General features: G+C 63.9%; 16 protein-coding genes. All 16 read left to right on the top strand.

Annotation, left to right across the window (positions count from 1 at the left end; translation table 11 throughout):
• Positions 1-6: 6 nt before the first annotated feature.
• The 16 genes from ACSVIE_RS02175 (at position 7) to dnaE (ending at position 18,960) form a co-directional block, all read left to right on the top strand.
• Positions 7-1,497 carry a UDP-N-acetylmuramoyl-tripeptide--D-alanyl-D-alanine ligase gene (locus tag ACSVIE_RS02175; RefSeq protein ID WP_426006990.1) on the top strand — a complete coding sequence of 497 codons (1,491 nt, stop codon included), beginning with the start codon at positions 7-9 and terminating at the stop codon, positions 1,495-1,497.
• Entirely contained in the window at positions 1,494-2,603 is a 1,110-nt protein-coding gene (mraY, locus tag ACSVIE_RS02170; protein WP_426006991.1) for a phospho-N-acetylmuramoyl-pentapeptide-transferase, read from the top strand. The genes ACSVIE_RS02175 and mraY overlap by 4 nt, the downstream gene beginning before the upstream one ends.
• On the top strand, positions 2,585-4,174 hold the full coding sequence (murD, locus tag ACSVIE_RS02165) for a UDP-N-acetylmuramoyl-L-alanine--D-glutamate ligase (protein ID WP_426006992.1): 1,590 nt from the start codon (positions 2,585-2,587) through the stop codon (positions 4,172-4,174). The genes mraY and murD overlap by 19 nt, the downstream gene beginning before the upstream one ends.
• Positions 4,175-4,176: 2 nt before the next feature.
• Entirely contained in the window at positions 4,177-5,475 is a 1,299-nt protein-coding gene (ftsW, locus tag ACSVIE_RS02160; RefSeq protein ID WP_426006993.1) for a putative lipid II flippase FtsW, read from the top strand.
• Positions 5,476-5,485: 10 nt separating this feature from the next.
• Positions 5,486-6,604: an undecaprenyldiphospho-muramoylpentapeptide beta-N-acetylglucosaminyltransferase gene (murG, locus tag ACSVIE_RS02155; protein WP_442422867.1), complete on the top strand. Its 1,119-nt coding sequence runs from the start codon at positions 5,486-5,488 to the stop codon at positions 6,602-6,604.
• Positions 6,601-7,974, top strand: a complete 1,374-nt coding sequence (gene murC, locus ACSVIE_RS02150) for a UDP-N-acetylmuramate--L-alanine ligase (RefSeq protein ID WP_442422866.1) — start codon at positions 6,601-6,603, stop codon at positions 7,972-7,974. Before murG ends, murC begins: the two co-directional genes overlap by 4 nt.
• Positions 7,967-8,935, top strand: a complete 969-nt coding sequence (locus ACSVIE_RS02145; protein ID WP_442422865.1) for an FtsQ-type POTRA domain-containing protein — start codon at positions 7,967-7,969, stop codon at positions 8,933-8,935. Before murC ends, ACSVIE_RS02145 begins: the two co-directional genes overlap by 8 nt.
• A 214-nt stretch (positions 8,936-9,149) precedes the next feature.
• A complete protein-coding gene (gene ftsZ, locus ACSVIE_RS02140) occupies positions 9,150-10,373 on the top strand; it encodes a cell division protein FtsZ (protein ID WP_426006997.1) in 1,224 nt (407 codons plus the stop codon).
• 26 nt (positions 10,374-10,399) lie between these two features.
• Positions 10,400-11,122 carry a polyphenol oxidase family protein gene (locus ACSVIE_RS02135; protein WP_442422864.1) on the top strand — a complete coding sequence of 241 codons (723 nt, stop codon included), beginning with the start codon at positions 10,400-10,402 and terminating at the stop codon, positions 11,120-11,122.
• Positions 11,106-11,867, top strand: coding sequence for a YggS family pyridoxal phosphate-dependent enzyme (locus ACSVIE_RS02130; RefSeq protein ID WP_426007001.1), 762 nt, complete (start codon positions 11,106-11,108; stop codon positions 11,865-11,867). The genes ACSVIE_RS02135 and ACSVIE_RS02130 overlap by 17 nt, the downstream gene beginning before the upstream one ends.
• Before the next feature lie 85 nt (positions 11,868-11,952).
• Positions 11,953-12,486 carry a cell division protein SepF gene (locus ACSVIE_RS02125; RefSeq protein WP_442422863.1) on the top strand — a complete coding sequence of 178 codons (534 nt, stop codon included), beginning with the start codon at positions 11,953-11,955 and terminating at the stop codon, positions 12,484-12,486.
• Between the two features lie 105 nt (positions 12,487-12,591).
• A complete protein-coding gene (locus ACSVIE_RS02120) occupies positions 12,592-12,879 on the top strand; it encodes a YggT family protein (protein WP_426007003.1) in 288 nt (95 codons plus the stop codon).
• 158 nt (positions 12,880-13,037) lie between these two features.
• Positions 13,038-13,736 (top strand): DivIVA domain-containing protein, encoded by a 699-nt coding sequence (locus ACSVIE_RS02115; protein ID WP_426007004.1) that lies wholly within the window; start codon positions 13,038-13,040, stop codon positions 13,734-13,736.
• A gap of 98 nt (positions 13,737-13,834) precedes the next feature.
• Positions 13,835-14,425 carry a signal peptidase II gene (gene lspA / locus ACSVIE_RS02110; protein WP_426007005.1) on the top strand — a complete coding sequence of 197 codons (591 nt, stop codon included), beginning with the start codon at positions 13,835-13,837 and terminating at the stop codon, positions 14,423-14,425.
• Complete coding sequence (locus tag ACSVIE_RS02105) at positions 14,418-15,344, top strand: RluA family pseudouridine synthase (protein WP_442422862.1); 927 nt, start codon at positions 14,418-14,420, stop codon at positions 15,342-15,344. The genes lspA and ACSVIE_RS02105 overlap by 8 nt, the downstream gene beginning before the upstream one ends.
• Positions 15,345-15,402: 58 nt before the next feature.
• The gene (gene dnaE, locus ACSVIE_RS02100; protein ID WP_426007007.1) at positions 15,403-18,960 is read left to right on the top strand and encodes a DNA polymerase III subunit alpha; all 3,558 of its coding nucleotides are present in this window, start codon (positions 15,403-15,405) and stop codon (positions 18,958-18,960) included.
• Positions 18,961-18,963: the final 3 nt, after the last annotated feature.

The raw sequence follows: 18,963 nt of genomic DNA, 5'->3' as shown, positions 1-18,963 counted from the left end.
ACCGAGATGATTGCACTTACAGCGGCGGAAATCGCCGACATCACCCATGGCCGCCTTACGGGAGCCGGGGATATTGTTCCCACGTCCGTCGTCACTGACTCGCGGGAGGCGGTTCCCGGGTCCCTGTACGTGGCCAAGCCCGGCGAACACGCCGACGGCCACGACTTCATCGACGCAGCCTTCCACCGGGGCGCCGTCCTGGTCCTGGCCGAGCGTGAGGCCACCGACGCCGAAGGCCAACCGTATCCGGCCGTTATTGTCGATGACGCTGTGCTGGCCATGGGAGCCATCGCGGCAGAGGCCGTCCGTCGGATCCGTGCCGACCGCGCCCGGCGCAGTGAAGAATTCACTGTCGTGGGGATCACCGGTTCCGCAGGCAAGACCACTACCAAGGATCTCCTGGCCGGGGTGTTGTCCACTGCTGGCGCCACCGTGGCACCGCAGGGCTCCTACAACGGCGAAGTGGGAGTTCCCCTCACCGTATTTGCCGCCGACGCCGACACCCGTTTCCTGGTGATCGAGATGGGCGCCACCGGAATCGGCCACATCAAGTACCTGGCCGACATGGTGAAGCCGGACATCGGTGTAGTGCTGGTGGTTGGCTCTGCGCATGCCGGTGAATTCGGCGGCATCGGGAACATTGCCAAGGCCAAGGGTGAACTGGTGGAAGCGTTGAGCGAAACCGGTACGGCAGTCATCAACATGGACGACCCGCGGGTGGCAGCCATGCAGTCCCGGACAAAGGCCCGGGTGCTGGGCTTCACCGCCTCACCGGGAACCAACGAGGACGTTGAAGCCCGCAATGTGGTGGTCAACTCCCAAGGGCACCCTGACTTCGACCTCGTACTTCCCGACGGCGGCCCGGCTGTTCCGGTGCGGAGCCGCCTGATCGGGGGACACCATGTGACGAACCTGCTGGCTGCGGCGGCAGCCGCCTTCGCGGCGGGGATCCCCGTGTCCGATATTGCAGCGTCGCTGAGCACCCAGTCGGCCGCAAGCAGGTGGCGCATGGAACGTACGGAACGTCCCGACGGAGTCACCGTCATCAACGATGCCTACAACGCCAACCCCGAATCGATGCGGGCAGCCCTTCGTACGCTGGCCGACCTCGGACAGGGCCGGCGAACCTGGGCGGTCCTTGGCGCCATGCTTGAGCTGGGGGAGGACTCCATCCGCGAGCACACGGCCGTGGGGACGCAGGTAGTACGCCTGAACATCTCCAGGCTCGTGGTGGTGGGACGCGAGGCACGGGCACTTTACGTTTCCGCTGTCCAGGAAGGCTCCTGGGGAGATGAATGCTCGTTCACTGAGACCGCGGACGAAGCCTACGAGCTCCTGCAGCGCGAGCTTCAACCCGGTGACCTTGTCCTCTTCAAATCGTCCAACGGCGTAGGCCTGAGGCATTTGGGGGATCGGATAGCATTGGCTCCACGGGCTCAGTCCGCCGGGGAAAACGCGGCTGGAGATGCCGCAGGCGAAGGGAACGAGCTCCTGTGATTGCACTTTTGATCGGCGCGGGCGTCGCCCTGTTGGTGGCCTTGATCGGCACGCCATTGTTCATCCGGTTCCTGGTGGCCAAGAGCTACGGGCAGTTCATCCGGGACGACGGACCTACGTCCCACCACACCAAACGCGGCACGCCCACCATGGGCGGAACGGTGGTGGTCGCCGCGGTGCTGGTGGCCTACTTCGTCACGCACCTGATCATGTGGATGATGAACCCGCGCTCTCCGGGGCCGTCGGCTTCCGGCCTGTTGCTGCTTTTCCTCATGGTGGGAATGGGCTTCGTAGGGTTCCTGGACGACTACATCAAAATCTCCAACAAACGCAGCCTGGGCCTGAACGCCAGGGCCAAGCTCATCCTGCAGGCAGCCGTGGGCATCATCTTCGCGGTGCTGGTCCTGCAGTTCCCCAACGAGGACGGACTGCGGCCCGCTTCCACCCAGATCTCCCTGGTCCGGGACATCCCATGGCTTGACCTCGCCTTCGGCGGGACCGTGTTGGGCGCCATCCTGTTTGTCATCTGGTCCAACCTGATCATTACGGCAACCACCAACGGCGTGAACCTCACCGACGGCCTGGACGGTTTGGCCGCCGGTGCCTCCATCATGGTGTTCGGCGCGTACACGATCATGGGCATCTGGCAGAACAACCAGGCCTGTGGCTCACCCCGTGAGGCGGGCAGCGGCTGCTACCTGGTGCGCGACCCCATGGACCTGGCGCTGCTGGCAGCCATCCTCAGCGCGGCCCTGGTGGGCTTCCTCTGGTGGAACACTTCACCGGCAAAGATCTTCATGGGCGACACCGGATCGCTGGCCATCGGCGGCGCCGTTGCCGCCTTCGCGATTCTGTCCCGCACCGAACTCCTGCTCGCCTTCATCGGCGGCCTCTTCGTCCTGATCACCCTGTCCGTGATCATCCAGGTAGGCTTCTTCAGGCTCAGCGGGGGCAAGCGGGTCTTCAAAATGGCTCCCCTCCAGCACCACTTTGAGTTGAAAGGCTGGGCGGAAGTCACGGTCGTTGTCCGTTTCTGGATCCTTGCCGGACTGTTCGTCGCCGCAGGTCTCGGAATCTTCTACGCTGAATGGGTGGTGCTGCTGTGAACCAGGGCCCGGAATCGACGTCTCCTTCAACTGACCGCCTCAAGGACCTCACCAGCTGGGATGCTGACTGGAGGGGCCTCCGGGTGGTGGTCACGGGCATCGGTGTCTCGGGATTCGCCGCTGCCGACACCCTGATCGAACTCGGGGCCAGGGTGGTGGTGGTGGATGCCGCCACCACGGCCAAGGCTGAAGCCCAGGCCGACACCCTGAAAATTGTGGGTGCGGTGGACGTGCTCCTCGGCGAGGCTGCCGTTAGCCGTTTGCCGCTCATCGACGGCGAACTGCCGGAGCTTGTGGTCACTTCCCCAGGGTGGCGCCCTGACCAGGCATTGCTCGCCGCGGCGAAGCGAAAGCACATCGCAGTGTGGGGAGATGTGGAGTTGGCCTGGCGGTTGCGGCAGCGGGCCGGCCGCAAGACGGCGGACTGGCTTGCCATTACCGGAACCAATGGCAAAACAACCACGGTTGGCATGACTGAGTCCATGCTGCAGGCGGCGGGGCTGAAGGCCATCGCCGTGGGGAATGTGGGAACGCCGATCCTGGATGCCTTGCGGGACCCCGTGGAGTATGACGCTTTTGCCGTGGAGCTCTCCAGCTTCCAGCTTCACTGGAGCCATTCCCTGTCGCCGGTGGCCAGCGTCTGCCTTAACGTTGCCGAGGACCACGTTGACTGGCATGGTTCCTACGGATCGTACTTGGCGGACAAGGCCAAGGTTTACGAGAACACGCAGAAGGCTGCCATCTACAACGCCGAGCAGATCGAAACCGAACGGATGGTGGAGAACGCGGACGTCGTGGAAGGCTGCCGTGCCGTCGCCTTCACCACCAATACGCCCGCCATCAGCATGGTTGGCGTCGTGGAAGGTCTGCTGGTGGACCGCGCGTTCATTGCCGAGCGCAAGGATTCCGCCGCTGAGCTTGCTGCCATGTCCGACCTCGGACCGGTGGCTCCGCGGCACATGGTGGCCAACGCCTTGGCCGCGGCTGCCCTTGTCCGCGCCTACGGAGTGGAGCCGGCCGCCGTCAAGCAGGGCCTGCTCAACTACCTGCCTGGTGCCCACCGCATCCAGCTCGTGGCAAAGCACCGCGACGTACTGTGGATCAACGATTCCAAGGCGACAAATCCGCATGCGGCCTCGGCAGCACTCTCGGCTTTCACCAATGTGGTGTGGATAGCCGGCGGCCTGTCCAAGGGCGTCAACTACGACGACCTCGTCAAGGAACACGCCCCAAGGCTCAAAGCCGTGGTGCTGATTGGTACGGACACAGGGGCCCTGGAAGGAGCCCTCCAGCGACACGCGCCGGATGTCCCCGTGATAGCCCAGCCCAAGGGCGACACTGAAAAGGTGCAGACCGCAGCCGGTGACGCGTCCTCGCCGATTTATGGCGAGACCGTCATGGCCCAGGCCGTGGCGGCGGCAGCCAGCGTCGCAGCGCCGGGAGACACGGTGCTTATGGCTCCGGCGGCTGCATCCATGGATCAGTTCTCTTCCTACGCTCACCGTGGCGATGCTTTCATCCAGGCAGTTCGCGAGCTCGTGGAAGGGCAGGCACAGACCACCGAGGAGTAACAATGGTCAGCACGCCCACCCGCACCCGCGGAAAGAACCCCGGGGGAGGGAAAGCCAAGGCTTCGCCGGCTGCCCGAACGCAGCGCAGCGGGCTCCGCGGACACGTCCGGAGCTTTTGGGAGAGCCTTGAGGGCAAGAGCAAGGCCCCCAACAACTCCACGTACTACCTCATCCTTGGCTGTGCGCTGGCCCTGACTGCCATTGGCGTCATGATGGTGCTGTCGGCATCGAGCGTTGAAGCCATTTCCGAAGGCAAGTCGCCGTACGCCGATGCCCTGAAGCAGGCGGTGTTCGGTGTGGTGGGCCTCGTGGGCATGTACGTCATCTCGCGCACCAACGTGAACTGGATGAAGAAGTTGTCGTGGTGGGCCCTTGGAGCAACCATTGTGCTGCTGGTGATGGTCCAGGTGTTTGGCCGCCGCGTCAACGGCAACAAGAACTGGATCGACTTCGGCGGCATCACCTTGCAGCCCTCCGAGATCGCCAAGCTGGTGCTGTGTATCTGGATCGCTGCCGTCCTGGCCCGGAAAGTGAACTACCTGCACCGGTGGATGCATGTGATCGTCCCCGTTATACCCGGCGCGGGACTGGTCATGGGGTTGGTGATGGCAGGCAACGACCTCGGAACAGTCATCGTCATCGCCGCCATCGTTGCCGCAACGCTCTACTTTGCCGGCGTTCCCACCAAAATGCTGGCCGTCGCAGGTTTGCTGGGTGCTGTTGGCGCGGCCGCCATGACAGCGATCAGTCCCAACCGCATTTGCCGTGTCACCGCGTGGTTGGGCGTGGACAACGATGCGTGTACTGCGGATTCGGACTTCAGCTACCAGTCGACCAACGGCATGTACGGACTGGCCCAGGGCAGCTGGACAGGGTTGGGGCTGGGGCAGAGCAGGCAGAAGTACAACTGGCTGCCGGAAGCCCACAACGACTTCATTTTCGCGATCATCGGCGAAGAACTGGGCCTGGTGGGCACGATCGTCGTGCTGGCCCTCTTCGCGATTCTTGGGATCGCCATTTTCCGTGTGGTGGTCCGCCAAACTGATCCGTTCCAGCGGACACTTGCCGGTGGCATCATGGTGTGGTTGCTCGGCCAGGCCAGCATGAACATGGCTGTGGTCACACAGCTCCTCCCGGTCATCGGGGTACCGCTGCCCTTCATATCTTCCGGCGGGTCCGCCCTGGTGATGTCATTGTGCGGCGTGGGCGTAGTGTTGTCTTTGGCCCGGGCCCAGCTTCCTCCCCAACAACGGCCGCGCTTCCTTCCGCGCCGTTCCTCCAAGACCGCCACGAAAGCGTAAACAGCACTTCATGACTTCAACTCCGCACCAGCCATCCGCACCCCTGTCGGTTGTCCTCGCCGGCGGCGGCACCGCGGGCCACGTCAGTCCGCTGCTGGCCATTGCCGAGGCCATCAAGACCAAGCGCCCGGATGCTGCCCTCCTGGCCGTGGGCACGCCGTCGGGTCTTGAGGCCCGCTTGGTCCCGGCCGCCGGCTACGAGCTGGCGACCATCGACCGGGTGCCCTTTCCCCGACGGCCCTCAGCTGACCTGCTCCGGCTCCCCGGCCGCCTGGCGGGTGCCATCAAGCAGTCGGGACGCATCCTGGACGATGCCGCCGCGGATGTCCTGGTGGGCGTGGGGGGTTACGTTTGCACACCCATGTACCTGGCCGCCCGCCAGCGAAGGATCCCGATCGTCATCCACGAGGCCAATATCCGCCCGGGCCTTGCCAACCGCGTCGGTGCAAGGTTCAGCAGCCACGTGGCCGTGGCGTTTAAGGAGACCAGGCTCAAAGGCGCCCGGCACGTCGGCATGCCCATGCGCCGCGCCGTATCCGGCCTTGACCGCCGCACGGCGGCAGCAGCTGCCAAGGAGTCCCTGGGACTTCGCACGGACCGTCCTGCGTTGATCGTCACGGGCGGATCGTCGGGTGCCCTGAGCATCAACAAGTCCATAGCTGCAGCGCTCCCCGCGCTGGCCGAAGCAGGCATCCAGACGCTGCACATCACCGGAACAGGCAAAGCCGTCCGCGACGCCGAAGGTGGCCTCCTGGCCGCGGAAGGCTACCGGCAGGTGGAATACGTGGACGCCATGGATACCGTCTACGCCGCTGCGGATGTCCTCCTGGCCCGCGCCGGAGCCGCAACAGTCAGCGAGGTCGCGGCTGTGGGAGTACCGGCAGTCTTCGTTCCACTGCCGGTCGGCAATGGCGAGCAGGCGCTCAATGCCGCATCCCTCGTCGCCGCCGGGGGAGCGCTGCTGGTGGACGACAAGGACCTTGGACCCGGGTGGATCCTGTCCCACGTGGTCCCCCTGTTGTCGGACCCGGGCAGACTCGAGGACATGGCCCGGAAGTCCGAGGCCCTGGGCATCAGAAACGCCGATCAGCGGATGGCTGATCTTGTACTGGAAGCGGTATCAGCATGACGCACCACAACACTGCATCCCTCGGCTCGCTGGGGCGGGTCCATTTCATCGGTATCGGCGGTGTGGGCATGTCTGCCGTTGCCCGGATCATGGTGGCCCGCGGCGTGCCCGTCAGCGGTTCGGACGGCAAGGACCTTCCTGTCATGCAGGACCTTGCCGCGGCCGGGGCAAGGATCGCCGTGGGGTACGACGCCGGCAACCTGCAGGACGCCCAAACCGTGGTGGCGGGTTCGGCCATCCGTGATGACAATCCGGAACTGTCCGCTGCGCGCGCAGCGGGCCTGCCCGTCCTGCACCGCTCAGAGGCGCTGGCTGCCACCATGGCCGGGCACAGGGTAGTGACCATCGCCGGCACCCACGGCAAATCCACCACCACGTCCATGGTTGCGGTCCTCCTCAAGCAGGCGGGGCTTGATCCGTCCTTCGCCATCGGTGCCAACGTCCCGGCCCTCGGCGTCAACGCCGCCCATGGCGCCTCGGACATCTTCGTGGCTGAAGCCGATGAATCAGACGGCTCCTTCCTCAATTACCAACCGTCCATCGCGGTGGTCACCAATGTCGAAGCGGACCACCTCGACCACTACGGTACGGCCGATGCCGTGTTCGCCTCGTTTGATGACTTCGCAGCGCTCCTGCCGCCCGACGGTGTTCTGTTTGCCTGCGCCGATGATCCCGGGGCGCGGGCCCTGGCGGAGCGCACAGCGGCCAAGGGAACCACTCGCGTGCTCACGTATGGGACAGCGGACGACGCCGGCGTGCGGCTTAAGGACGACGGCCCGGGTTCCGTCTCGGTAGAGGCCGCCGGTGGCCGGTACGCACTGGACTTGAAGGTTCCCGGCCGCCACAATGCGCTGAATGCGGCGGCTGCTTTCGCCGTGGCCTTGGAGCTGGGGGTGGCCCCGGACCAGGCTGCGGCCGCGCTCGGCCACTTCACCGGGGCATCCCGGCGGTTTGAACTGAAGGGCCAGGCCGGGGGAGTGCGCGTGTACGACGACTATGCGCACCATCCAACCGAAGTCCGCGCGGCACTGTCGGCAGCGCGGTCGGTGGCGGGCGGCAACAAGGTCCATGTCCTCTTCCAGCCCCACCTGTTTTCCCGGACGCGTGAGTTCGCGGCCGAGTTCGCATCTGCCTTGGACCTGGCGGACACGGCCCTTGTCCTGGACATTTATCCCGCCCGTGAGGACCCCATCCCGGGGGTCACCAGCGACCTGATCGCAAACCGGCTTTCCAACGGAAGGCTCGTGGCTGCCGATGATGCGGTAGCCGGCGTCGTGGCTGCGGCCCGGGATGGCGATGTTGTCCTGACTGTCGGGGCGGGCGATGTGACCGCCTACGGGCCGGTGATTGTGGAGGCCCTTCGTGGCTAGTACCCGCAAGCCGACGTTCAAGCCGCGGGCCGCGGCAGGCGGCGGAAAGACCGGCACCCCCGGCCAGGCCTCCCGGAGTTCCGTGCCCGGGGGTGGATCCCCCGAGGAGGGGGTGATCAGCGCCGAGCGCTCCGTTGAACCGGAACGGAAGGCTCCGCCCAAGGCAAAAGCGAAGGCCGTGAGGTCCTTTCCACGTCCCGGGGCGAAACAACCCGCCAAAGCTGCGGTTCCGCCGGCCGGCAACGTCATAGCCTTTCCCGAGCCGAAGGCGCGCAGGCAGCGGCGCCTGGTGGTATGGACGGCCGCGGTCGTAACTGCTTTGGTTGCCCTGCTGATCACCGGTGCCGTCTATTCTCCTGTCCTTGCTGTCCGGACGGTGACGGTGGACGGGACAAAGCTCCTGACTCCCGACGCGGTCCAGGAAGCGCTCGGCGATCTGGAAGGCAAGCCCCTTCCGCAGGTCACCGAGGACGAAATCAATACCCTGCTGAAGCCGCTGGTCCAGGTGAGGTCGGCAACCATGGAGGCCAGGCCGCCGTCGGAGTTGCTGGTTCATGTCCACGAGCGGGTTCCCGTGGCGCTGCTCAAGCAGGGCGGCTCCTTTGTGCTGGTGGACGTCGACGGCGTCCAGCTCGGAGTGACACAGGACCAGGCGTCGGTGGCCCTGCCCCTGATCGACGATGGCGCGGCAGCAACCAATACCGAGCTGTTCAAAGCCATTGCGGCCGTCCTGGACACCTTGCCTGCGGACGTCCTGGCGAGGATGTCCACGGCTTCGGCCGCGTCACCGGATGCCGTGGAGCTGAAACTTGTGGATGGAAAGACGGTAGTGTGGGGCAATGCCGACGACAGGGAAACCAAGGCAAAGGCCCTGGAGGCATTGTTGAAGATGCCGCAGGATCCCAAGGTTCCCGTCAGTATTTACGACGTGAGCGTGCCACGGCATCCGTTCACCAAATAGGTGGTTGTGGAGGGTGGCTTCAGTGCGGCGGACGCCTTATTTCGCGGATTCCAGCGACACGCGCAAGCGGTCATTGCATGTGCGAAGCAGAGGAAATACCGTCGCTGTAGAGTTACTTGACATAACTATAACCTTCAACTAGAGGGTTAAGGTCCAAGGATTCAAGTTGGACTCGATCAGTTTCGCAATAGGACACAAGCAAGGGGCACGAAACGTGGCAGCACCGCAGAATTACTTGGCCGTCATCAAGGTCGTCGGCATCGGCGGCGGTGGCGTGAACGCAGTCAACCGAATGATCGAAGTCGGCCTCCGGGGCGTCGAGTTCATCGCCATCAACACCGACGCGCAGGCGCTGCTCATGAGTGACGCTGACGTCAAGCTCGACGTCGGCCGGGAGCTCACCCGCGGCCTTGGGGCCGGCGCCAACCCCGAGGTCGGAAAGCAGGCAGCCGAAGACCACGCCGATGAGATCGAGGAAGTTCTCCGCGGCGCAGACATGGTCTTTGTTACCGCAGGCGAAGGTGGTGGCACCGGCACCGGTGGCGCGCCTGTCGTGGCGCGCATTGCCCGCTCGCTCGGTGCCCTGACCATCGGCGTCGTCACCCGTCCCTTCACCTTCGAAGGCCGCCGCCGCGCAGGATCCGCAGAAGCCGGCATCGATGCCCTCCGCGACGAAGTCGACACCCTGATCGTCATCCCCAACGACCGGCTCCTTTCCATCAGCGACCGCAACGTCTCCGTCCTGGACGCCTTCCGCTCCGCTGACCAGGTCCTGCTCTCCGGCGTGCAGGGCATCACCGACCTGATCACCACCCCCGGCCTCATCAACCTTGACTTTGCCGACGTCAAGTCCGTCATGCAGGGGGCGGGTTCTGCCCTCATGGGTATCGGCTCTGCCCGGGGCGAAGACCGTGCCGTCAAGGCTGCGGAACTTGCCATCGCTTCGCCGCTGCTTGAAGCATCCATTGACGGCGCCCACGGTGTGCTGCTGTCCATCCAGGGCGGCTCGGACCTTGGCCTCTTCGAGATCAACGAAGCCGCCCGCCTGGTCCAGGAAGTCGCCCACCCCGAAGCCAACATCATCTTCGGTGCCGTCATTGACGACGCCCTGGGTGATGAAGCCCGGGTCACGGTCATCGCGGCCGGATTCGACGACGTCAAGGCAACGTCACCGTCCATGGACCAGTCGCGTCCTGCCCAGAACCCGGTACCGGCCGCTGAGCGTCCCGCAGCGCCGGCGTCGGCTCCGTCGAATGCCGCAGCTCCCCAGCACGCCACCGCGGGCATCGGTGCAGCCGGCCTGAGCAACTGGGGCCAGCAGCGCCCGGCGGCCTTGCCCGCTGATTCGGGGTTCGACGTGGACCTTCCGGCAGTCGTGGAGCCGGACCTGACGGGCAACCGCTCTGACGACCTCGATGTTCCCGACTTCCTCAAGTAAGCAAGCAACCGGAGAGTCAGTACCTGGTGTTTTGGTGGCGCAATGAAGTTCGTCCCGGCGTGTCTGTTGCCTTCACGGACGCACGCGCCGGGAACCTGGCCCTTCACGTGGGGGACAACCCGGACGACGTAGCATCGCGCAGGGCGCAGGTGGAACAGGCCGCGGGCCTGGGAGGCCGCACCTTCCAGTACATGAACCAGGTCCACGGCAACAGCGTGGCCGTGATCAACCACTGGGGTGCCGGTCCTACTGCCGACGCCATGGTGTCCGTTGCGGATGCGGCGGGCGGGTCGGTCCAGCCCTTGTCGGTGATGGTTGCGGACTGCGTGCCCGTGGTCCTTGTGGGGTCCACGGAAACCGATGCCCCGGCTGTTGCGGTCGCCCATGCCGGACGTCCCGGGGTTGCCTCTGCGGTGGTGACTGCCGCTGTCGACAGGATGCGGGACCTCGGAGCGCGGCACATCACAGCCTGGCTTGGCCCGTCCATTTGCGGGCGGTGCTATGAAGTTCCTGCAGCCCTGCGGGAGCAGGTGTCTGCCGCCGTGCCTGAATCCTGGGCGGAGACATCGTGGGGAACCCCTGCGTTGGATCTTCCCGCGGGCGTGCGTGCGCAACTGGCAGCCTCGGGCGTGGACGTTCTTTACTCAGGGGAGTGCACTCTGGAACACGAGGGTCTTTTTTCTTACCGCCGGGACTCCCGGACCGGTCGGTTCGCAGGATTGGTATGGACACATGACCGGCAAGGATAAGGCAACGCGGGCCCTTGTGGACGGCCCGGCGGACGATGGCCGCACGGCCGAACTCGCCGGGCGGCTTGAGGCTGTCCGGCAGCGGATCACCGCTGCCACCGCCGCAGCGGGACGTTCCGATGTCCCCGCCCTCATCGTGGTCACCAAGTTCCATCCGGCCGCCGATATCCGCAGGCTGGCTGCATTGGGCGTCCGTGACGTCGGCGAGAACCGCGATCAGGAGGCCTCCGCGAAATCCGTGGAGCTGGCTGACCTGGACGTGCGGTGGCACTTTATCGGGCAGCTGCAAACCAACAAGGCAAAAACCGTCGCCAAGTATGCATATTCCGTCCAGTCCATAGACCGCCCACAGCTCGTTGACGCCTTGGCCAAAGCGGTGCGTCGGGAGAAGGAAGAGACCGGCCGCGCTGACCTCCGCTGCTTCATCCAGGTGAATCTGGACGACTCCGCCGGAGCGCATCGGGGCGGGGCGCAGCCTTCCGAGGTCTTGGCCCTGGCGGAAAAGATTACGGCGGCCGACGGGCTGGTGCTTGCCGGCCTGATGGCGGTCGCGCCCCTGGGAGGCGATCCCGAGGCGGCGTTCGGGAAACTGGCCCGTATTTCTGCGGATTTGCGAGCTGAGTACCCGTCCGCTGACGCTGTCTCCGCCGGCATGAGCCAGGACCTGGAAGCCGCCATCGGGTCCGGAGCGACACACCTGAGAATTGGCTCCGATATTCTCGGTTCGCGTCCTGCGGTGGGGTAGCGTCAAAGTATTGGAATGACGGGCCGGGGTTCCAACACGTCAAGTCATGGCGGCCCGCCTACTGCAGAAACGATAGGAGTGCACCATGGCTGGCGCTCTGCGCAAGACAATGATCTATCTTGGGCTCGCCGATGGCGATGATCACTACAAATCTGAGCAGGCTGTCGCCCACCAAGACGAAGAACGCCCCCAGACGCAGGAACGGGAAGAGCGCCGTGCGCCGGCACCCGTCCGGGAAGTTGTCCGTGAAATGCCCACAGTAGACGCCGAAGAGGAATACCGCGCTCCCGTGACACCCATCAAGCGTGCGGCGTCAAGCCGCGAAGACGCCTCCGGCCTAAGGCAGATCACCACCGTTCACCCCCGGTCCTACAATGACGCCAAGCTGATCGGCGAGAGCTTCCGCGACGGAATCCCGGTCATCATGAATGTCACGGACATGGGCGAGGCCGACGCCAAGCGACTGGTGGACTTCTCCGCCGGCCTGGTGTTTGGTCTCCACGGCAGCATCGAGCGCGTTACCAACAAAGTCTTCCTCCTGTCTCCCTCCTATGTGGAGGTCATCGGGGACGACAAGAAGGCCAGCGAGTCGCAGGCCAGCTTCTTCAACCAGAGCTGAAAAGATCTTTCACGGATGCCAGGCGGGCCAACCCGCCTGGCATCTGTGTTGCAATAGTAGGGACCGATCGGCATTCCGGAACAAGTGGGAGATCTGAGCTAACTCGTGGGCATTGTTTTCGGCCTTATCTATATTGTGTTGTTGCTGTTTTTCATTGCTCTGATCATCAGGCTGATCTTTGAATGGGTGCAGATGTTTGCCCGTCAGTGGCGTCCCCGTGGTGTGGCCTTGGTAACAGCCCACGTGGTCTACTCGGTCACAGATCCGCCGCTTCGGCGGCTAAGGCGTCTGATTCCGCCCCTGCAACTGGGTGGGATTTCGTTGGATCTGGGCTTCCTGATCCTCATCATTGCCGTCAGCATTGCCATGGCTGTGACCAACAGCCTGGCCTAGCTCCACCGTCGGAAACGGGACCATCCACGGGTCCCCGGACCGCAAATTCTCCAAATCAACACGATGGTGTTGAATTGGAGGAACCAGATGATATTTAGGTACCGTAGTTTTGAACGGCCGGAAGGCCTCCTGACTAACTAGACCAACGAGGTGACCAGATGGCTTTGACGCCAGAAGACGTTGTCAACAAGCGCTTTCAGCCGACCAAGTTCCGCGAAGGCTACGACCAGGACGAGGTAGACGACTTCCTCGATGAGATCGTGGTTGAACTGCGCCGCCTGAACCAGGAGAACGACGAACTTCGCAAGAAGCTCGGCGAAGCCGGTTCGGCAGTGCCTGCGGCAACGGCTGCGGCTCCGGTCGTCGAGAAGGTTCCCGCGCCCGTCAAGGTGGACAAGGAAGCAGAGGCCAAGGCTGAAGCCGAGGCCAAGGCTGCTGAGGCTGCCAAGAAGAAGGAAGCCGAGCAGGCTGCGGCTGCCGCCGCTGCTGCCAAGGCACCGGCCGCCAACAACGGCCATACCGCTTCTGCAGAGTCCGCTGCCGGTCTGCTGGCCATGGCGCAGCAGATGCACGACAAGCACGTGGCCGATGGTGCCCAGCAGAAGGAAAAGATCATCGCCGAGGCGCAGATCGAGGCATCCAGCCTGGTGAACGACGCCCAGGAGAAGTCCCGCAAGATCCTCGGCGCCCTGGAGCAGCAGCGCTCCGTCCTGGAACGCAAGGTCGAGCAGCTCCGCGGCTTCGAGCGTGACTACCGCTCCCGCCTCAAGGCCTACATCGAAGGCCAGCTGCGCGATCTTGACGCCCGTGGTTCCGTTGCCGCTCCCGAGGTGGGCGAAGCAACCGCGGACGTTTAGCAAGTATTCTGAAAGCCGGTGGCTGAGGACTCCTCGGCCACCGGCTTTTGTTGTTAATGCCCAGCAGCAGTCTTCCAGGTTCCACGAATGAAAGCGCCATGACCGACGAACTTTCCGGCCACGAGCCACGGCCCGTCCCTCCAGCCCAACGAAAATGGCGCCCGGCCATGCTCTGGCTTTTTGCTGCCTTTGCTGTCTTTGCGTACACGTTCGACCAAGTGACCAAGCTGTGGGTGACGAGCACCATGACGGAGGGTGAACGGATCCCGGTTCTGCCACCGCTGCTGCACTGGTACTACATCCGTAACTCCGGTGCCGCCTTCTCCATCGGCGAGGACGTGACGTGGATCTTCACGATCGTCATGGCCACGGTGTCCATAGCGATCCTTTTCCAGCTGCGGAAGCTCGGCTCCGCCTGGTGGGCGCTGTCCCTTGGTCTGCTGTTGGGTGGCGCGCTGGGCAACCTGACCGACCGCCTGTTCCGTGAACCCTCCTTCGCCATGGGCCATGTGGTGGACTTCATCCAGTTGCCCAACTTCGCGATCTTCAATATCGCCGACTCCGCCGTCGTGTCCGGTGTGGTGATCATCTGCCTCCTGACGTTGCGCGGGGTCGGGATGGACGGCACCCGGCATGTTGCCGAACCAAAGACCGCGAAAGGCGCAACGGAGGAGCGTTCCGGTGAGTAACCGGCTAGTGGTGCCGGAGGACCTCGCCGGTTCCCGGGCGGATGCAGGGCTCGCCAAGCTGCTGGATATTTCCCGTTCGGCGGCGGCCCTGCTGATTGCCGGGGGACATGTCACCAGCGCTGGAGTTCCCCTGGGCAAGTCAGCAAAGCTCGTTTCCGGCTCTGTGCTGGATGTCACGGTTCCCGAGCGGCCGGATCCCTTGGAAGTCGTGGAGGAAGTTGTGGAAGGCCTTAAAATCCTGCTGGACGATGACGATTTCGTGGTCATCGACAAACCGGTGGGAGTGGCTGCACACCCTTCGCCAGGTTGGGTTGGTCCCACGGTGGTGGGCGGCCTTGCCGGTGCCGGTTACCGCATTTCCACCTCCGGCGCACCGGAGCGCGCAGGCATCGTGCACCGGCTCGACGTCGGGACGTCCGGGGTCATGGTGGTGGCCAAGACCGAGGATGCGTACACGGTCCTCAAGCGGGCTTTCAAGGAACGTACGGTGGACAAGGTCTACCATGCGGTGGTGCAAGGGCTCCCGGACCCCCTGGTTGGAACCATCGATGCTCCGATCGGCCGCCACCCCGGGCATGACTGGAAGTTTGCCGTCATCGAGGACGGGCGGCCCTCTGTGACCCACTACGAGGTCCTGGAGGCGTTCGGAAAAGCCACCCTGGTGGAGGTCCATCTGGAGACAGGCCGCACGCACCAGATCCGGGTTCATTTCTCGGCGCTCAGGCATCCCTGTGCCGGCGATCTCACGTATGGCGCGGATCCCCGCCTCGCTGCCAACCTGGGGCTCACCCGCCAATGGCTCCATGCCCGGCAGTTGGGCTTCAACCACCCGCGGACCGGTGATTGGGTGGAAGTCACAAGCGGGTATCCAGCCGACCTCCAGTACGCTCTTGACCTGCTGGCGAGTGGCACCGCCTAGGCTGGCTCGCGGCTTGCCGGTCCACGGCGTCGTCCTGCCCGGACGGTAGACTGTCGTGGTGAGTTCCAGCAATGATTCGTTCGTCCACCTGCACACCCATACCGAATACTCCATGCTGGATGGAGCGGCCCGCCTGGGTGAACTCTTCGATGAGACCGAGCGCCTGGGCATGCCCGCTTTGGCCACGACGGACCACGGCTACCTTTTCGGCGCCTTCGACTTCTGGCGGAAGGCAACTGACAAAGGCATCAAACCCATCATCGGCGTAGAGGCGTACGTTACGCCGGGGACGGCACGCGGTGACAAGGAGCGTGTGCGCTGGGGTGATGAAAGCCAGCGCAAGGACGATGTCTCCGGCGGTGGTTCGTACACCCACATGACCCTGCTCAGTTACAACAACGTAGGCATGCGGAACCTGTTCCGGGCATCCTCCATTGCCTCGCTCGACTCGGTCTTCGGTAAATGGCCGCGGCTGGACCGGGAACTCCTCAACACCTACTCCGAGGGTCTTATCGCTACGACCGGCTGCCCATCAGGAGAGGTCCAGACCCGGCTTCGCCTGGGCCAATACCGCGAAGCGCTGGAAGCCGCAGCCGAGTTCCGGGACATATTCGGCGCGGAGAACTACTTTTGCGAGCTGATGGACCATGGGCTGGACATCGAGCGGCGCGTCACCGGCGACCTCCTGAGGCTCGCCAAGGATCTCAACCTTCCCCTCGTGGCCACGAACGACCTCCATTACACCCACGAGCACGATGCCAAAGCCCACGAGGCACTGTTGGCCATCCAGTCCGGGTCGACCCTCCTGGAGCCCACCTACGACCAAGGCGGTTCGCGGTTCGCCTTCTCCGGCAGCGGCTACTACCTGAAGTCGCCGCAGGAAATGCGGGAGCTCTTCAGGGACCACCCCGAAGCCTGTGACAACACATTGCTCATTGCCGAGCGCTGCGATGTGTCCTTCAATACTGACGCCAACTACATGCCCCGTTTCCCCTGCCCGCCCGGTGAGGACGAGACATCCTGGCTGGTCAAGGAAGTGGACAAGGGGCTGGCCTACCGGTATCCCCAGGGCGTCCCGGACACTGTCCGCAAGCAGGCGGACTACGAGCTCGAGGTCATTACCTCCATGGGCTTCCCGGGCTACTTCCTGGTCGTCGCCGACTTCATCAACTGGGCAAAGAACAACGGCATCCGGGTAGGGCCCGGCCGAGGCTCCGGTGCCGGTTCAATGGTTGCCTACGCCATGCGCATCACGGATCTTGATCCGCTGCAGCACGGCCTGATCTTCGAGCGCTTCCTCAACCCGGACCGTGTGTCCATGCCTGACTTCGACGTCGACTTCGATGATCGCAGGCGCTCGGAAGTCATTGACTACGTCACCAGGAAATATGGTGATGAGCGCGTGGCCATGATCGTGACGTACGGCACCATCAAGACCAAACAGGCGCTGAAAGACTCTTCCAGGGTGCTGGGCTACCCCTTCAGCATGGGGGAGCAGCTCACCAAGGCGCTGCCGCCTGCAGTGATGGCCAAGGACATTCCGTTGGCGGACATCCAGAACCCCGAGGCCAAGCGGTACAGCGAGGCCGGCGACTTCCGGCAACTGATCGCCACGGACCCGGAGGCTGCCAAAGTCTTCGAAACCGCGCTTGGCATCGAGGGGCTGAAGCGGCAGTGGGGTGTCCACGCGGCCGGCGTCATCATGTCCTCCGACCCCATCATCGACGTCATTCCGATCATGCGCCGGTTCCAGGACGGCCAGGTCATCACGCAGTTCGATTACCCCACGTCCGAGGGCCTGGGCCTGATCAAGATGGACTTCCTGGGGCTGCGGAACCTGACGATCATTTCCGACGCCCTGGAAAACGTCAAAATGAACCGCGGTATCGACATCGACCTTGAAAACCTTGCCCTGGATGACGCGGCGTCCTACGAACTCCTCGCCCGCGGAGACACCCTCGGCGTGTTCCAGCTGGACGGCGGACCCATGCGGTCGCTGCTCAAACTGATGAAGCCGGACAACTTCGAAGACATCTCCGCCGTGCTGGCGCTGTACCGTCCCGGCCCGATGGGCGCCAACGCGCACACGGACTATGCGCTGCGCAAGAACGGGATCCAGGACGTGGTCCCGATCCATCCCGAGCTTGCCGAGCCGCTGGAAGACATCCTCGGCGGGACGTTCGGCCTGATCGTGTACCAGGAACAGGTTATGGCCGTGGCCCAGAAGCTTGCGGGCTACTCGCTGGGCCAGGCAGATATTCTCCGCCGTGCCATGGGCAAGAAGAAGAAATCCGAGCTGGACAAGCAGTTCGCCGGCTTCTCCCAGGGCATGCAGGACAACGGCTACTCCATGGAAGCCGTCAAAACGCTGTGGGACATCCTGCTGCCGTTCTCCGATTACGCCTTCAACAAGGCGCACTCGGCAGCCTACGGCGTGATCTCCTATTGGACGGCCTATTTGAAGGCGCACTATGCGCCCGAGTACATGGCCGCGCTGCTGACGTCGGTAGGCGATGACAAGGACAAGTCAGCCATCTATCTCAATGAATGCCGACGCATGGGCATCACGGTGCTTCCGCCGGACGTCAATGAATCCTCCCTGAACTTCACGCCTGTGGGCGACGACATCCGCTTCGGCATGGGTGCCATCCGGAACGTGGGCGTTAACGTCGTGGAGGCCATGGTCTCCGCCCGGCAGACCGAAGGCGCGTACACCTCATTCAAGGACTTCCTGATGAAGGTTCCGGCGATCGTGTGCAACAAACGCACCATTGAATCCCTCATCAAGGCCGGCGCCTTCGATTCGCTGGGCCACCACCGCCGTGCACTGGCCATGATCCATGAAGAAGCCATCGACTCCGTCATCACGCTGAAGCGGAACGAGGCCATCGGCCAGTTCGACCTCTTCGCCGGGTTTGAGGACCAGGAGCCCGAGGCCTCGCTGAGCACCGAGATCCCGGACCTCCCCGAGTGGGAGAAGAAGGACAAACTCTCGTTTGAACGCGACATGCTGGGTTTGTATGTGTCCGACCACCCGCTGCAAGGACTCGAGGGCGTCCTGAGCCAGCATGCGGAACAGTCCATTACCTCGATCATCGCCGAGGATGGACCGCACGACGGCGCGATCGTCACCATTGCGGGCATGATCACCTCGTTGAGCCGAAGGATCGCCAAGGCAAGCGGCAACGCCTATGCGCGGGCCGAGATCGAGGATCTGGGCGGCTCGATGGAGGTCATGTTCTTCGGACAGGTCTACGGACCCATAGCCTCGGTCCTGGCCGAGGACCTCATCGTGGTGGTCAAGGGCCGTCTGCAGCGCAGGGATGACGGCGCCGTGACGCTGAACTGCATGGAGCTGTCCGTTCCCGACCTGAGCGAAAGCGTCAACGGACCTGTGGTGATCACGATTCCGACGTTCAAGGCCACCGAAGCCGTGGTCACGGATCTGCGTGATGTGCTCCGGACCCACCGCGGTAACTCCGAGGTCCGGCTCAAGCTCATGGGTGACACGAAGATGGAGATCATGGCTCTGCCCGTGCACATGCGCGTCAACCCCAGCCCCTCACTCTTTGGCGACCTGAAGGTCCTGCTGGGCCCGGCCTGCCTGGACCACTAGCGA

The organism is Paenarthrobacter sp. NCHU4564, from assembly GCF_052156435.1.
Taxonomy (GTDB): domain Bacteria; phylum Actinomycetota; class Actinomycetes; order Actinomycetales; family Micrococcaceae; genus Arthrobacter.
The sequence above is the reverse complement of the archived record's forward strand: the minus strand, read 5'-3'. Positions and strand labels throughout refer to the sequence as shown.

What these genes read in the sequence shown, in the direction of transcription:
- ACSVIE_RS02175 (WP_426006990.1), top strand. Translation starts at nt 7, where the DNA reads ATGATTGCACTTACAGCGGCGGAAATCGCCGACATCACCCATGGCCGC.
- murD (WP_426006992.1), top strand. Translation starts at nt 2,585, where the DNA reads ATGGGTGGTGCTGCTGTGAACCAGGGCCCGGAATCGACGTCTCCTTCA.
- ftsW (WP_426006993.1), top strand. Translation starts at nt 4,177, where the DNA reads ATGGTCAGCACGCCCACCCGCACCCGCGGAAAGAACCCCGGGGGAGGG.
- murG (WP_442422867.1), top strand. Translation starts at nt 5,486, where the DNA reads ATGACTTCAACTCCGCACCAGCCATCCGCACCCCTGTCGGTTGTCCTC.
- murC (WP_442422866.1), top strand. Translation starts at nt 6,601, where the DNA reads ATGACGCACCACAACACTGCATCCCTCGGCTCGCTGGGGCGGGTCCAT.
- ACSVIE_RS02130 (WP_426007001.1), top strand. Translation starts at nt 11,106, where the DNA reads ATGACCGGCAAGGATAAGGCAACGCGGGCCCTTGTGGACGGCCCGGCG.
- ACSVIE_RS02125 (WP_442422863.1), top strand. Translation starts at nt 11,953, where the DNA reads ATGGCTGGCGCTCTGCGCAAGACAATGATCTATCTTGGGCTCGCCGAT.
- ACSVIE_RS02115 (WP_426007004.1), top strand. Translation starts at nt 13,038, where the DNA reads ATGGCTTTGACGCCAGAAGACGTTGTCAACAAGCGCTTTCAGCCGACC.
- lspA (WP_426007005.1), top strand. Translation starts at nt 13,835, where the DNA reads ATGACCGACGAACTTTCCGGCCACGAGCCACGGCCCGTCCCTCCAGCC.